The 14,502-nt window shown below is 46.6% G+C and carries 12 protein-coding genes; 1 reads left to right on the forward strand and 11 read right to left on the reverse strand.

Annotated elements, in window-relative coordinates; genetic code table 11:
• Nucleotides 1-8 precede the first annotated feature (8 nt).
• Entirely contained in the window at nt 9-1,070 is a 1,062-nt protein-coding gene (locus LKE33_00265; GenBank protein ID MCH3949368.1) for a phage replisome organizer N-terminal domain-containing protein, read from the forward strand.
• Between the two features lie 222 nt (nt 1,071-1,292).
• On the opposite strand, the gene LKE33_00270 is transcribed toward LKE33_00265, so the two are convergent.
• The 11 genes from LKE33_00270 to rplM all read right to left on the reverse strand — a co-directional run bounded on the left by LKE33_00270 (nt 1,293) and on the right by rplM (nt 14,340).
• The gene (locus tag LKE33_00270) at nt 1,293-2,099 is read right to left on the reverse strand and encodes a sugar phosphate isomerase/epimerase (GenBank protein MCH3949369.1); all 807 of its coding nucleotides are present in this window, start codon (nt 2,097-2,099) and stop codon (nt 1,293-1,295) included.
• 11 nt (nt 2,100-2,110) lie between these two features.
• Nucleotides 2,111-3,193: an ABC transporter ATP-binding protein gene (locus tag LKE33_00275; GenBank protein ID MCH3949370.1), complete on the reverse strand. Its 1,083-nt coding sequence runs from the start codon at nt 3,191-3,193 to the stop codon at nt 2,111-2,113.
• 13 nt (nt 3,194-3,206) lie between these two features.
• Nucleotides 3,207-4,025, reverse strand: a complete 819-nt coding sequence (locus LKE33_00280; GenBank protein MCH3949371.1) for a carbohydrate ABC transporter permease — start codon at nt 4,023-4,025, stop codon at nt 3,207-3,209.
• The gene (locus LKE33_00285; protein ID MCH3949372.1) at nt 4,015-4,917 is read right to left on the reverse strand and encodes a sugar ABC transporter permease; all 903 of its coding nucleotides are present in this window, start codon (nt 4,915-4,917) and stop codon (nt 4,015-4,017) included. Before LKE33_00285 ends, LKE33_00280 begins: the two co-directional genes overlap by 11 nt.
• A gap of 78 nt (nt 4,918-4,995) precedes the next feature.
• Nucleotides 4,996-6,291 carry an ABC transporter substrate-binding protein gene (locus LKE33_00290; protein ID MCH3949373.1) on the reverse strand — a complete coding sequence of 432 codons (1,296 nt, stop codon included), beginning with the start codon at nt 6,289-6,291 and terminating at the stop codon, nt 4,996-4,998.
• Nucleotides 6,292-6,616: 325 nt separating this feature from the next.
• Nucleotides 6,617-7,384 (reverse strand): cyclase family protein, encoded by a 768-nt coding sequence (locus LKE33_00295; protein MCH3949374.1) that lies wholly within the window; start codon nt 7,382-7,384, stop codon nt 6,617-6,619.
• Nucleotides 7,385-8,651: 1,267 nt separating this feature from the next.
• The gene (locus LKE33_00300) at nt 8,652-10,679 is read right to left on the reverse strand and encodes a TRAP transporter permease (protein MCH3949375.1); all 2,028 of its coding nucleotides are present in this window, start codon (nt 10,677-10,679) and stop codon (nt 8,652-8,654) included.
• A complete protein-coding gene (locus LKE33_00305) occupies nt 10,621-11,166 on the reverse strand; it encodes a DUF1850 domain-containing protein (protein MCH3949376.1) in 546 nt (181 codons plus the stop codon). Before LKE33_00305 ends, LKE33_00300 begins: the two co-directional genes overlap by 59 nt.
• Nucleotides 11,167-11,172: 6 nt before the next feature.
• The gene (locus LKE33_00310) at nt 11,173-12,180 is read right to left on the reverse strand and encodes a TAXI family TRAP transporter solute-binding subunit (GenBank protein MCH3949377.1); all 1,008 of its coding nucleotides are present in this window, start codon (nt 12,178-12,180) and stop codon (nt 11,173-11,175) included.
• Nucleotides 12,181-13,489: 1,309 nt separating this feature from the next.
• A complete protein-coding gene (rpsI, locus tag LKE33_00315; protein MCH3949378.1) occupies nt 13,490-13,882 on the reverse strand; it encodes a 30S ribosomal protein S9 in 393 nt (130 codons plus the stop codon).
• Nucleotides 13,883-13,902: 20 nt separating this feature from the next.
• On the reverse strand, nt 13,903-14,340 hold the full coding sequence (gene rplM, locus LKE33_00320) for a 50S ribosomal protein L13 (GenBank protein ID MCH3949379.1): 438 nt from the start codon (nt 14,338-14,340) through the stop codon (nt 13,903-13,905).
• Nucleotides 14,341-14,502 lie beyond the last annotated feature (162 nt).

Consider the following 14,502-nt stretch of genomic DNA (forward strand, 5'->3'; position numbering starts at 1 on the left):
CAAGAAATATGAACTGTACTGCGAAAGTTAATCTTAAATATGTGAACTTGATGCTCGGTGTATTTGATAACCCCAAAATCCAGCTCATTGAAAATAAACCCAACGGAGATACTTTTTTGAAGCTTTGGTTCCATATGCTTGTCACGGCTGGAAAATGCAACAAAAACGGCCGTATTGAACTCACAGACAATGTCCCGTTTACCTTGGAAGATTTGACCATCTTATGGCATTCTTCTCTCGAAAGAATCAAGGAGGCATTAGACCTTTTCGAACGCATGCACATGATTGTTTTGGATCAAGGTGCGATTATCGTCAGGAATTGGGGACGGTACCAGAATGTCGAAGCGATTGAGAAAATGAAAAAAATCCAGGAATCCAATGCAGAACGACAAAGAAGGTATCGTGAAAGCCACAAGAAAGACAGCATGATTGAAAAAAGCGTATCCGAATCAGTGGATGACATGGAATTAGAACCGACTACTGCTGAAGAAGTGGAAAATACTCCGGAAGCAATTGAAACGGCTGCCAAGGAAACAATGCCTGAAGAAGTGCCTGAAGCAGAATCTAAAGCAGAACCTCCGGCTGTTTCGAAAAAGGAAGAAGTAAAAGGAACTGACATCAAACCGGCTGAAAAAGCCTCAGAAGTGAAGTCCAGCCCTTGTTCCAAACTTTCTCTCCCCACCTACACTACTACGCGGAGGAAGCTGACCGATAAAGAAACGAATGACCTTACGGCTGCGCTCATGGCCTATCAAGTCAGCCAGAAAACCGCTCAATCCCTCTTAGACACGTATGGTAAAAGTGTGGTTAAAGATGCCATTTCATATTTCAGGACAATAGCGGATAAGCGACATATTACGAATCGCTCCGGCTATCTCATTGCACTTATCCGGGGCGGTGCCGCAAAGGAGGCAAACCAGCGATTTGTGCCCTGCACCAACCCTGACTGTCACAACGGCTATGTAATCAAGAATGAAAACGGTCATGAATATGCGGCGCCCTGCCCCGTTTGTCACACCAAAGGCAGAATCCTGAAACCAAGTCCCGAACAGGAACTTCAATTCAATTAAGTATGCGTAACGTTACCGTAACGTTATATAACGCCGCTACATAAGAATACATAACAAAACATAACAAAACAACAACAAACAATACACCTGGAGTACGTTGTATAGTACTCGGAGATGAGCTCGGGCTGTGGATAAGTGTAAAACATATAAAAAATGCCAGCCAAAAATTTGACTGGCATCACGAATGAACTCTATGCATTCATTATACTTAAGTCTTGTGATTTACTCTTTTCCTTCTTCTACCCAACCTTTCAGCTCCTCGAGCTCCTCGATAAGTTCAGGGTGCGTAAGTTTTTCATGAGGTTCATACTCAATGACGATATTGGCATCGTGGGTGTATTTGCCGATCCAGTGCATAATGGTCCGGATATCGGCAGTACCTTTATGATAATCCAGGTGCTGGTCGGAGATGCCATCGTTGTTGTGCACATGAAAACCTTTAACGCGAGGGCCGTTAATGGCCAGGAATTTTTCGATATCGAGCCCATTCACATTAGCATGGCCAATATCAATCAAGGATTTTGCTTCCGGGATGTTTTCAAAGATCTGGAAGTACTCTTCGTTGGTAAACAGGTGCACTTTATTCTTTTGCCGGCAGAGGTTTTCAATGATGAGGTTGACCCCCAGTTTTTGGGCACGCTTCGTCAGTTCCCGCATAACTGCGTAGGCATTCTGCTGTTTCTGCGGAATTTCAGCAGGTTCAAACTGAAGCTGGGAATAGTGAAAGACAACGTGGCGCACATGATTTGCAGCAGCAAGCTGAAGGACGCGTTCATAGCTTTCCATGAGCCAGGCATGTTCCTTGGACACAAGGTCAGACGTTGCTTCTACTCTGACATAAGGACCATGAAAAGTCATGGGACAAGTCACGTTCGGAACTTTACGGCTCAGCGTCTCCCAGAAGTCTGCGTCATGAGTAAAGGCTGTAAACTCAATACCAAAGTCCGGTCTGTGCAGAGAAGAAAGCCAGTCGGCAAACTCCGCAGCGCCGTGCGTACCCACAATCAAATCCGAAATAAAGTATTTCATGGGTGGCCCCCTTACTCCGGATAACCGACGTTCCTGCCGGTACCCGCATCAAAAAAGTGGAGCTTATTCTGATTGACATCCCAGTAAGCTTCTTTTTTGCCCTGCAGAACATCGTCCCGCATGATGGAAATTACATCTTCGCCATTAACGGTAAAGTAATACCCGACGCGGCTGCCGTAATCTTCCTGATACTGTACGGTGACAGGAATTCTCCCCGCTCCCGGTTCCGGATAGAGGACAACATCTTCGGGACGGATTCCGGTCTTGAATTCCTGACTCGGCGCAGCGTCCAAAACTTTCATCCAATTGGCCTGAAGCGGCAGAGGCGTATTATTTAACTGCAGGCTGCCGGCATCCAGGGGTGCACTGAAAATATTCATAGACGGCGACCCGATAAATTTGGCAACAAAGACGTTAGCCGGTCTGTGATAGACTTTGGTCGGCGTATCAAGCATCTGAATCTTGCCTTCGTTAATGACTGCGATGCGCTGGCCTACGGTCATGGCTTCAATCTGGTCATGAGTCACGTAAATCATGGTCTGACCAAACATTTCATGAATCTTGACGAGTTCCTTACGAGCATGCCCGCGAAGCTGGGCATCCAGGTTGGACAAGGGTTCGTCAAGAAGGAAAAAGTCCGCCTGCTTTACGATGGCACGTGCCAGAGCGACACGCTGCCGCTGCCCACCGGACAATTCGCGGGGCAGCCGCTTTTCGAGACCTTGAAGATTTAAAATCTCGACAGCGGAGGCGACACGTTTTTTCATTTCATCTGCCGGAACGTGGTTAACTTTAAGACCATAGGAAATATTATCCTCTACACTTAAATGAGGAAACAGTGCGTAATTCTGGAATACCATGGCAATGTTCCGGTCGCCCGGATCCATGTTATTGGCCAGTTTCCCGTTCATATAGAGTTCACCGGACGTAATGGTTTCCAGTCCGCTGATCATGCGGAGAATGGTAGATTTGCCGCAGCCTGAAGGCCCCAGGAGAATCAGCCGTTCTCCTTTTTTGATAGCAAGGTCAAGACCCTTGATAACTTCCGTTTTGCCAAACTTCTTGACTACATTTTTGAGTTCAATGCTATACATACACGACACCTCGTTATTTTATTCCGGAATGCGCAAACGTTCCGATGATGAAACGCTGGCAGACAGCGTACAAGCACAGCGGAAGCAGCATAGTGAGCGTTGCTACAGCCATCGTAACCGGCACGTCGGTACCGCCTTCGGAACTTACGAACATCTGCAGAGCTAAGGACAACGTGTAGTTGACTTCGCTCTTGATGATAATGGCAGGCCATACGTATTCGTTCCAGGAGTTGATAAAGAAGATAATCCCGATGGACAGGATAGCCGGTTTGATGATGGGTACGACAATCGTACGCAGCCGGGTCCAGTGGGAAGCATGTTCCAGTTCTGCCACTTCCATGAGTGACATCGGAATCCCTTTCATGTACTGTCTCAGAAGGAAAATTCCCGTAGCATCGGCTAACTGCGGCAGTGCCACACCATAGATGCTATCCACGAGGCCAATACGGGACAGCGTGATATAGTTTGGAATCATCGTCACTGTGAAAGGAATAAAAATCGTACTAATGAGCAGAAAGTACAGAATCGTCTTATGCTTAAAATGGAAAAACACAAATGCATAGGCTGCAAAGACGCCCGTTGCTACTTTGAACAGTGTCACGAGGCTGGCAATGAGGAACGTGTTGGAAAGGATGCGGGCAAAAGGCACGACTTCAAAAACGCGCTTATAGGCATCAAGTGTTGGCTCCGCCGGAATGAGCGATGGCGATGAGAAAGCTTCGCTCATCGTCTTAAAAGAAGTCGACAAGGAAAACAGAAGCGGATAAATCAGCATCAGCACAAGGATAATGAAGAGAATGTGCCATTTGATTTCAGATCTATCAATTTTCATAGTACACTCCCTTCTCCACAAATCGGAATTCCAGATATAGCAGCAGCAGGAAGATGATCATAGTCACAATAGCAAGCGCCGCAGACATCCCCGTTTCATAGAAGGTAAAAGCGTAATCATATCCACGGTAGATAATGTTGGAACTGGCATCGTTCGGTCCGCCCTGAGTCAGGACCTTGATTGGAGTAAATACGTACTGCAGGCCCTGCACGATGGTCATAATGAGGATATAAATGGCCGTCGCCGACGTCAGTGGCATAACAATCTTTCTAAAAATGTTGCCGTTTGAAGCTTTTTCAAGACGGGCTGCTTCGATCAGTTCTTCCGGTACGCTGCTCATGCCGGACAAAAGAATCAGGAAGTTGTACCCAAATGCCTTGTACACGGCAACGAGACTGATAACAAGGATAACCAGTCCGGGCGTCTTTGACCAGGCTGGAAGGGTAATACCGGCTTTATCTGCCAGTGCAGCAACGGGGCCCGATACAGGATTAAAGATCCATTGGAACAGAATGGCCCCAACTACCAGAGCAATCAGGGATGATGAAAAGAGCAGTGCCTTATAGACATGCTTCCCTGTCTTCATCAAAAAGGTGTTGATATATGCCAGTATATATGGCAGCAGAAAATTAAAGAAAACGAGAATGACAATATACAGAGCCGTGTTCTTAAAAACCTGCACAGTTACCGGGTCAGAAAGCAGATTCACATAGTTCTGCAATGCCACAAATTTCATGTTTGGGGAAACCATGTTCCACCGGTAAAAACTTAAATAAATTGTATAAATGAGCGGGTAGAACATAAACAGGATGAAAACGGACAGTGCCGGCAGGATATACAGCACCGCGAGCCTCCGTTCCCGTTTCAAATACCCCATATCATTTGCTTTCATAAGGCTCTCACTCCATCGGAAAATACACAGAGAGGACCGTTCATAAAACGGTCCTCTGCGTTGGAAAACGATTTGTGTTTACTTTAACAGTGCATTCAAGTCATCTTGTGCTTTTTGAAGGACCGTCATCGGATCCTGACCGGAAAGAATCTGATCTCTTGCATCGGCCAGTCTCTTTTCAGCCTTTACGCCAACGTCACCTGGGAAGGCAACCCACTGAGAAAGCATGGGCAGTTCCTCGAAAGCAATCTTAAGGGCCGGCGTCTTTGCGATAGCTTCCTTGATGGAAGCATCATCTACAACGTCCTGACGAGGCGGGAGGTAACCGGTATTGATAGTCCACTGAGCCAGGTACTTCGGCTGCATGATAAACTTGATGAATTCCCAGGCAGCCTTTTGTTCTTCCTTGTTCTGAGCCGTAATAGCCAGGAAGTTACCGCCGGAAGGAATCTGAACTTTCTTCGTGCCGAAAGCAGGGAACGTGCAGGCCATGACATTGAACTTGGAAGATTTCGTCACAGTACCGATTTTGGCACTGGTGCCCATCAGCATACCGACTTTGCCGGAATAGAAGGAAGCAATACCTTCATCGGCAGCGATATGCAGTGCAGATTTATCTTTCAGAACCATATCGGCATAGAGCTGATAAGCTTCGACAGATTCAGGGGAAGCAAATACAGCCTTATTATCCTTGCTCAGGATCTGAGCGCCGTTGGAAGTAAGAAGACCCTGCGTAGCCCAGTTATCCTGATATTCCTGCATATAAAAGCCGTAGTCGCCAGTCTTGTCATGGATAGCTTTCGCATAATTCTTGACTTCTGCCCATGTCTTAGGCGGTTTGTTCGGGTCGAGGCCGGCAGCCTTGAACAGGTCCGGATTGTAATACAGAATCGGAGCACTGATAGAGAACGGCAGCCCCACTTGCTTGTCACCATCTTTTGCCAGAGACAGCACGTTCGGTAAGAAGTTCTTTTCTACAAAGTCTTTATCCTTATCGGAAGTCTTTTCGACATCAAGCGGAGATACATACTTGAAGTTCTGATCAAAATACTTCAGGTAGTTATAGCCAATCATTGCAATGGACGGGGATTTGCCGGCAGCCACATCCGCCTGCAAATTCTTCATCAAACCTGGATACATATCCGGGTTATAGACTTCCTTTACCAAAATCTTGTCCTGGGATTTGTTGAAGTCTTCCACCATCTTCTTGATGACAGGAGCACCGAAGTTCTTGGAATAAACATGCCAGAACGTTACAACTGTCTTGCCGCCTTCTTTTGCTGCTTCCTTCTTTTCGCCGCCACCACATCCAGTCAGGGCTGCCAGCATCAGCACGGAAACCAGCAGGCACAACACCTTTTTGAAACTTTTCATCTTCTCTTTTCCTCCCATCTGAACGCTACAACATTCATTCTAAGTAACGAGTGTAAGTTTCATTTATATAGAAAGTGTAAAAGTAACGTAAAAATTAGGAAAAAAGCTGTTAAACACAGGCAACATCAATCTCGACATGTATCCAAAAGACACTGAGAATGAAAAATAAAAGAATAAGACTTCAAGTGAAAACAGGTAAAAAATTAGGGCATACGTTCATGCAAAACGTATGCCCCAATTTCACACCTGTTTTTATTTCATTTTTCACAGAAGATTTACTTCAAGCCAGCCGAACACCAGAGTGAGGCAGGTGCCTTTTAAAACATCACTTCTTCGGCGTAATCGCTACTGCTCTAACAGGAAGTCCAGTAGCTCCTTCAATATTAGGCCATGCGGCGAAAAGCAGTGCGCCCACGGGAGCGACTTTATCGAGGTTGTTCAGGACTTCGATCTGGAGTTTGCCCTGGCTCAGTACGTAGCGTTCGCATACGAGGTCTCCTGCCGCGGCAGCGACTTTGGACGCGTCGGTATCGAGGGTCTCATGTCCGCTTGCAGCAGCGTTACGGGTTTCATAGATATATTTCAAAGCATCCAGCGACCAGCCCGGAGCGTTTTCGTTGCCTTCCGCGTCAAGGCCGGAGAGTTTATCCATGTTTGGCCAGTTCTTAGCCCAGCCGGTATAAAGGGCGACAAAGGCACCATCGGGGATAGGACCATATTTTGCCTCAAAGGCTTTGATGTCGTCCACCGTGACGGCATAGTGCACGTCTTTTTTGACTTTATCACTGATATCGATGACGACAAGGGGATAGATCATATGCTTGACGCCATATTTGTCGGAGAGATTAGCACCTTTCACAAAATGGCCCGGAAAATCCACGTGCGTTCCGAACTGTCCCGGGAATTTGAAGGTCTGAATCAGGCATTCCAGCATCGGGTTGCCCCAATCAAAGACCGTCTTGCAGAGTTCCACGGAGCCTTTCGGAATCCCGGCCCAATAGGGGCTGTTATTATTCAGGGGATGGGTCAGGTCCACCCATTCATATTGATTGGACTTCAGCTCCTCTAAAATCGACCACAACTTTTCACTCATCGTCAAGCACCTCACTTTTGTTAAATTACGTTGTGTATATCCTAGTAAAATTGTGTGTGATTGTCAAGCGGGTAGGAATTTTCAGAGAATATAGTACGTGAAGAGAAGACATAGAAAAGTGGGTAGTGGCTAGTGGAGAGTGGCTAGTACACCCGTGCGGGCAGCTGCTTTAGCGGATTCTTGAGAAAGAATGCACGGGCAGCTAGTAAAAAACAAAGGCGCTTTTGGCTTTTGGCATTTGGCCCAGTAAAGTGGGTAGTGGATAGTGGATAGTGGGTAGCACTGCAGTGCGGGCATCTGCTTTGGCGGATTCTTGAGGAAGAATGCAGCGGGTAGCTAGTAAAAAATAAAAGCGCTTTGGGCATTTGTTCTAACCTCGTCTGCTACAGTGGGTTAACATTTTTGATTCAAGTAAAATATGATATAAAACCTAAAATTTAGCAGATAATCTAAATTTTTTTCATTTAGCCTTGCCCTCGGCAGAGTGGTCCGTCGAGTAGACGGGTCGAGTTGCCTCGCCCGCCCCTCACAGAACCGTACGTGCGGTTTTCCCGCATACGGCTCTTAGAATAATCTTTCAGCACCATATCTGCACTCTTGCACTCGGTGCCTTAATTTCTGTGTCGCAATTTCCATTATGGTAACCTCTTTGTCTTACCTTCTGTTTTGAGACAGAAATCGATTATTCTTTGCCCCCTTCGCTCCGCCTACTTTCATAGGTTTCATCACTACTATGAGGCAATCCGACTACTGACTCAGCTTTTGCCAACCTCCGTACAGTTAAGTATTTAAGTCAGCATACCACTGTCCCTTGGACTGAGTCAGTTCTCCCAGGTACATGAATAGTGTTTGTGTACTCGCCGTGCACTTGGACCCCGATGGAACTCTGTGCAGTTCTCGCCGCAGTTTCCTGCTAACGAACTGCACGCTTCTGCCTGCGACCGGTGATAAGGTATCGGCTTCCATATTACGGTTAACGAGGCTGATTCTGCTTCACGCCTTGCTCATCGCATTTGGCATTACGGCTCTCACACTCCCTGTCTACGCTTCATGCTCACCTCACGGCTCTGCATGCAAGACTCGGTACCAGCTGCTTGCTAGGCTTTACTGGATTCGGACTTTCACCGAACTATACTATTCACGCCGAACTGGCGCACATCACCCATCGCTTGGCAATTTTTCTTCCACGGGCGAGCTGCGTAACAAAAAAGATGCTTCCCTGCGCAAAACAGGGAAGCATCTTTTGTCTTAGCAGCAATATTCGTTTTTACGCAACCGGATTGAGAGCAGCTCTCTTTCTTCTTTGAACCACGATAAGCGCAACGAGAATAACTGCACCGATGATATCGGTCTGTATGCCCGGAACCATGAGGCAAAGGGCACCGATAAGAGCGACGCCCCTCAATATCAGGTTAACCGGCGCGTACACGTACCCTTCGCAGGCAACTGCCAGGAGGAATACACCAAGAGCAGCCGTTGCTGCCGTCAGAAGGCCTTCCGCAAAGGTCGTATTGATCAGCATGAGCTGAGGAGACAATACGAAAATGTACGGAATGATGAAGCCTGCGATAGCAAGCCGCACACTCATCCACCCGGTTTTCATGGGGTTGCCGCCGGATACACCGGCAGCTGCAAAGGCGGCCAAAGCAACAGGCGGCGTCAGGTTTGCAAACATTGCAAAATAGAAGCTGAACATATGGGCCGATGCATTCGGAATCCCTAATTTAAACAGGGCCGGAGCTGCAATGGACGAGGTAATGATGTAGGACGGAATGGAAGGAAGCCCCATGCCGAGAACCATGCACGTTACCATCGTGAAGACGAGGGTAAAGAGGATAGACGTCTTGCCCAGGCTGATGATCGTGTTCGCCATCGTAAGCCCGAAACCGGTCTTGGAGGAAACACCTACAACGATACCGACGCAGGCGCAAGCCATAGCAACGCTGACGGTCTGTTTAGCCCCTTCTGCCAGCGCATCCACGATCTGTTTAAAGGTCATACGCGTCGACTTTTTAAAGGCGGCGACAACAATCGTGACACCAATTGTCAGCACAGCTGCATAGACGACGGTAGAGCCCGAGAAGAACAGCATATACAGCAGGAACAGGATAGGAATAATCAAGTGTCCCTGAGCCTTCAAAACTTCCGATGCTTTAGGAAGCTGAGATTTCGGAACCCCGACAAGTCCATCCTTGGAAGCACGCAGCTGAACCTGGATCAGAATGCCCATGTAGTAGAGCAGCGCCGGAATGGCAGCCCAGACGATGATTTCAGAGTACTTAACGCCCAGGATTTCTGCCATGATGAAGGCTGCAGCGCCCATAATCGGAGGAAGCAGCTGCCCGCCGACAGAAGCGGCAGCAGAAACTGCACCGGCAAATTCTGCACTATACCCTGTCTTTTTCATCAAAGGAATCGTAAAGGAACCTGTCGTTACCACGTTAGCAACAGCGGAACCGTTAATGGATCCCAGAAGGCCGGCAGCCACGACGGATACTTTTGCAGGGCCGCCCTTTGTATGACCGGCAAGGGCAAGGGAAATATCATTAAAGAATTTACCCATGCCAGACTTGGTCATCACGCAGCCGAACAAGATGAAAAGGAAAATGTAACTTGCAGAAACGTTAACAGAGGTACCGTAGATACCTTCCGTATTGGCAAAGAAATGGTTGGAAAGGCTGAGCCAGTCATACCCGCGGTGCATAAACATTCCCGGGAACTGCCGCCCGTAGAGCCCGTACAGAATGAACCCTATGCTTAAGAGCGGCAAAGCTTTTCCGCTGCATCTGCGGGTAGCTTCCAGGACGAGAACCACGAGAAGCGTTGCCATGATCATATCGGTCTGACTGGCGCGGCCGGCCCGCTCAACGACACCAAGATAATCCGTGTAGATATAGAGCGGTATGGTAAAACAAAGAATGGCAAGGATCCAGTCAAGGATGGACGGTTTCGTCCGGCTGGATTTCTTGGACATCGGATACATCAAAAAACACAGACTCGACATCATAGCTACGTGGAGACTCCGGTGAACCAGCGTCACAGGAGGTCCAAAAATAGCCGTGTAGAGATGATAAAGCGAAACAACGATACAAAAAATATAGAAAAACGACTGCATGACGCCGCTAAATTTACGCGTCGCCGATTCCTTATCAACCTTTTCAATGATGGCAGTAGTCTTCTCCATCATTTCATCGGACATATCGCCGGTAATAACACCATCCTTATTAACTGGTGCATCACTGAAAGAACTTGCCGAAGTAGGGTTGGTTGTGGATTTTTTCTTCAAGTCTTCCATCGAAGAATCCCCTCTCTTCTATCACAAGAATCAATCGAGTATGTTCCGGCAGGAGCTTTCCACTGGTAATAAGCTCATCATTGAGCTTGATTTCCCGAGTCGCATAGTGAGAATTAATCCAGTCAATCCTTGGAAAAGACTGATCAATCTCATCCATGAAAATATTTCCCTTCTCATCCACCCAGGTCTTTTTTCCTCTGTTTTCCGGGATTCCCGCTCCAAAAGCGGGAAATGATATGGTATCAAGTACCAACGAATGATCCGGTGCAATATGAAAGTACTCGTGCCAGTGAATATGTTCAAGCGAATGAATCCATCCAAAAAATAAACGATCGCCGGCTTGGACCGGGAACTCTACGTAGATATGCCGGGTCTCGTAATTTTTGATTCGCATGACGGTCTGACTTGCCCAATGCCACCAGGCAAATAGTCCGATGGCACTGAACAGTACGACCATCCATAAGGCAGTTCTTGTTTTGCCTTTCATCCTAAATTAGAGCATTCCTTTTTCCTTCCAGAATTTTTCAGCGCCCGGATGAAGAATCAACTGAGTTCCCTTGATACCACGCAGGCCGGTATCCAACTTGATTTCGCGTTTTGCCGTTGCGTGAGAGGCACCGATTGTAGCCAGGCCCTTTTCGGAATAGATTCCGGTCAAAAGGTCATAGACAACTTCGTCCGGCAGTTTCTTGTCAACAAGCATAACATTCATTACGGCAGCCGTCGGTGTGTCTACATCCGTGTCATAGGAATCCTTCGGGATCTTGTATGGCATATAGAACGGATATTTCTTGGTCAGGTTGGCCATAGCTTTTTCATCAATGGGGATAAAACGAATCTTCTTCATCGTACCGAGTTCCTTGATTGTCGCGTTGCCAAGGCCGCTCGTTACGAATGCGACATCGCACTGACCGTTCTTAATCTGGTCGATAGCTTCGCCATAGGACAAGTAGTCAACTTTAGCATCACTATAACTCATGCCGTTAGCTTCAAAGATCATACGAGCGTTCAATTCTACACCAGAATTCGGGGCCCCAACACCGACTCTCTTCCCCTTGAGGTCGGCGAAAGTCTTGATACCCGTATCTTCAGTTGTCACGATCTGGACAACGTTAGGCCAAAGACCCATCATCACGCGCAGATCCGGTTCCTTTTTCTTGCCTTCGAAAGCACCGAAAGCTTCCTGGCATTGGATAACCGAATCGGACATAGCAATTGCCATTTCACCTTTTCCGGTAAGAATACCGTTGATATTTTCGACCGTAGCTCCCGTTGCTGTCGAAGATGTCTTGTAGCCCATCTCTCCTGCTACTTTGGAGAAAGCACCGCCAATGGGGAAATAAATTCCACTTGTAGGACCAGTGAGCACCGTTACAAATTGCTTGCTGCGGTCCAGCTTGCCGTCAGCGGATTTTTGATCTCCGCCGCCACCACAGCCGGCTAGAACAGATCCAGCAATAAGCATGGCCAAGATTGAGGTAACTACTTTTTTGACTTTCATTGAGATTCCCCTCCTTTTAAAGTTTTCTTTCTGGTTCGTTCCACTCATCATCTGTATTTTTGCATTTTTTAGCAGGAGCTATGCATATTTATGCATTCTAAATAGAATAAATACAGAATTTGTGAAACATTAACTACGAATTAAGAATAGCACAAACAAAATTTCACGTCAATAGTGAAAATTATCAATTATTTTACAATTTGCAATATTGTATACTGTATTTTTAGTACAATTGGTATTATTCCGATATATAGTTTTTATTTATGTATTTAATTTATGTGCATATATATTTTTATAGTCAATGGAATTATACTAACGTATTTTTTAATATATTTTTTTCAATCGAAATGGTACGAATGATTTAATATAGTTTTTATTTATCGTTTATATATAATTTTAATAGTTGTAATTAATAAATTTGAACTTATAAAATAATTATGCGTTATTATTTTTTCTTAAAGAGGTGAAAAGCAGACATAGAAATTGCTTATTTCTAGCATTATGTGCGTCAATTCCCTATAAATGAGGGGTATTTAGTACCCTTTCAAAGTAGTAAAAGGAGTATGGAAATAAATACAAGAAGTATTTTTATCAAAGTCACGAAATTGGATCCTGCAAAAAAAGAAGCACTCGGCAGAAGCACTGCCGGGTGCTAAAAGTCTTTAAATGTGGGCTGCCGTCGAAGAGGGCTGCACTGGGGATAGTACCTTGAATTGAAGTTTAGTTAGAATTTCACAGTTGCTTGATTGGGGGCATTCCCTGTTGTCCGACTGACCACCCACAGCAGAGCAGCGGGTGATGTCCCTTAAATTTATTTTTCTTCTGTATCGGGTTGCTGAAACAAAAATCCAGCACTCCTACATTTTATATTCGCAGCTCTTTCGCCCTCTTGTTTTTTGATAAAAAAATAAGAGGGAGGAACCACAGGAATGCGACGCAGTCGCTTTCCGTCCGTGGTGGGTATTCATTCAGAACGCAGGGATGGGTACGATTACGGGTCGTCCTGGTTCAATTGGGCCAAATGGAACATTTGGCTACCTCTAGTAGTGCTGCTGTTTTCCAGTCTCTTTTATTTACCCTTACTTGTTATCTAACTGAATATCCACCGCAAGCGGTTCCCCTTCTTCCTCGCTACGCTCGAAGAAGGCACGGATATAGTCGCTAAAGCTCCGCTTTAGCAAAATATAAAAAAAGAAGCTATCCCTCCACATAGGCAAACCTCCTGCGTCGGTTTGCCTATTCGCATATAAAAAAACTGCCGACTGCAGTTGCAGTCGACAGTTTTGAATTCGTAAATTCGTAATAAAACTCAGCGCTTGCTGAACTGAGAAGCCTTACGAGCCTTCTTCAAGCCGTACTTGCGACGTTCTTTTTCGCGCGGGTCACGGGTCAGGAGACCAGCCTTCTTCAGGACAGGACGGAAGTCTCCGTCAACTTTCAGCAGGGCACGAGCAATGCCGTGACGAACAGCACCAGCCTGGCCGGCAATACCACCGCCGACTACGTTAGCCAGTACATCGTACTTACCGAGGGTTTCGGTAGCTTCCAACGGTTGACGAACAACCAGTTCGAGGGTCTTCAGTCCAAAATATTCACTCAGCTCACGGCCGTTGATGACGATCTTGCCTTCGCCCGGAACAAGGCGAACGCGAGCAACGGAACTCTTGCGGCTGCCAGTCGCATCATAAGTTACTTTTGCCATTTTCTAGTTCTCCTCTCCTCTTAGCGAATATCGATGGTCAGAACTTCAGGCTTCTGTGCAGCATGAGGATGTTCAGGACCAGCGTATACATGCAGTTTTTTAATGATGTCAGCGCCCAGACGATTGTGGGGAACCATACCGCGAACAGCCATTTCAACCATGCGGACAGGGTTCTTCTTCAGCATATCGCCGGCAGTAACGTATTTGTCACCGCCCAGGTAACCGGAATGACGGAAGTAAACCTTGTGGGTCAGCTTCTTGCCGGTCAGCTTAACCTGTGCAGCATTGATAATGATTACATGATCCCCAGTATCCATATGGGGAGTGAAAGTCGGTTTATTCTTGCCGCGGAGCACCTTTGCGACTTCTGCAGCCAGACGGCCCAGAGTCTTATCGGCAGCATCCACTACGTACCATTTGCGTTCAATGGTAGACGGGGTTGCCATATATGTCTTCATCCTTATTCCTCCTAAATAAAGCTCAATCTGCAAACATGTATCCGAGTGATGAATCTTTGGTACTCGCGCCGGGGCTAACGACTCGGGCCCAAAGTGATACCGTTATATTGTAATCGTTTTAACAGTTTGTGTCAAGGGAAAATACTTGAAAGGCGGCATGCG

This window comes from Acidaminococcus sp. (assembly GCA_022482815.1).
In the GTDB taxonomy this organism is placed as follows: Bacteria; Bacillota; Negativicutes; order Acidaminococcales; family Acidaminococcaceae; genus Acidaminococcus.

Excerpts from the sequence above, each read along its gene's own strand:
- LKE33_00295 (MCH3949374.1), bottom strand. The coding sequence starts at position 7,384 with ATGAGTGAAAAGTTGTGGTCGATTTTAGAGGAGCTGAAGTCCAATCAA.
- LKE33_00305 (MCH3949376.1), bottom strand. The coding sequence starts at position 11,166 with ATGAAAGGCAAAACAAGAACTGCCTTATGGATGGTCGTACTGTTCAGT.
- rplM (MCH3949379.1), bottom strand. The coding sequence starts at position 14,340 with ATGAAGACATATATGGCAACCCCGTCTACCATTGAACGCAAATGGTAC.
- LKE33_00310 (MCH3949377.1), bottom strand. The coding sequence starts at position 12,180 with ATGAAAGTCAAAAAAGTAGTTACCTCAATCTTGGCCATGCTTATTGCT.
- LKE33_00270 (MCH3949369.1), bottom strand. The coding sequence starts at position 2,099 with ATGAAATACTTTATTTCGGATTTGATTGTGGGTACGCACGGCGCTGCG.
- LKE33_00280 (MCH3949371.1), bottom strand. The coding sequence starts at position 4,025 with ATGAAAATTGATAGATCTGAAATCAAATGGCACATTCTCTTCATTATC.
- LKE33_00290 (MCH3949373.1), bottom strand. The coding sequence starts at position 6,291 with ATGAAAAGTTTCAAAAAGGTGTTGTGCCTGCTGGTTTCCGTGCTGATG.
- LKE33_00300 (MCH3949375.1), bottom strand. The coding sequence starts at position 10,679 with ATGGAAGACTTGAAGAAAAAATCCACAACCAACCCTACTTCGGCAAGT.
- LKE33_00285 (MCH3949372.1), bottom strand. The coding sequence starts at position 4,917 with ATGAAAGCAAATGATATGGGGTATTTGAAACGGGAACGGAGGCTCGCG.
- LKE33_00275 (MCH3949370.1), bottom strand. The coding sequence starts at position 3,193 with ATGTATAGCATTGAACTCAAAAATGTAGTCAAGAAGTTTGGCAAAACG.
- rpsI (MCH3949378.1), bottom strand. The coding sequence starts at position 13,882 with ATGGCAAAAGTAACTTATGATGCGACTGGCAGCCGCAAGAGTTCCGTT.
- LKE33_00265 (MCH3949368.1), top strand. The coding sequence starts at position 9 with ATGAACTGTACTGCGAAAGTTAATCTTAAATATGTGAACTTGATGCTC.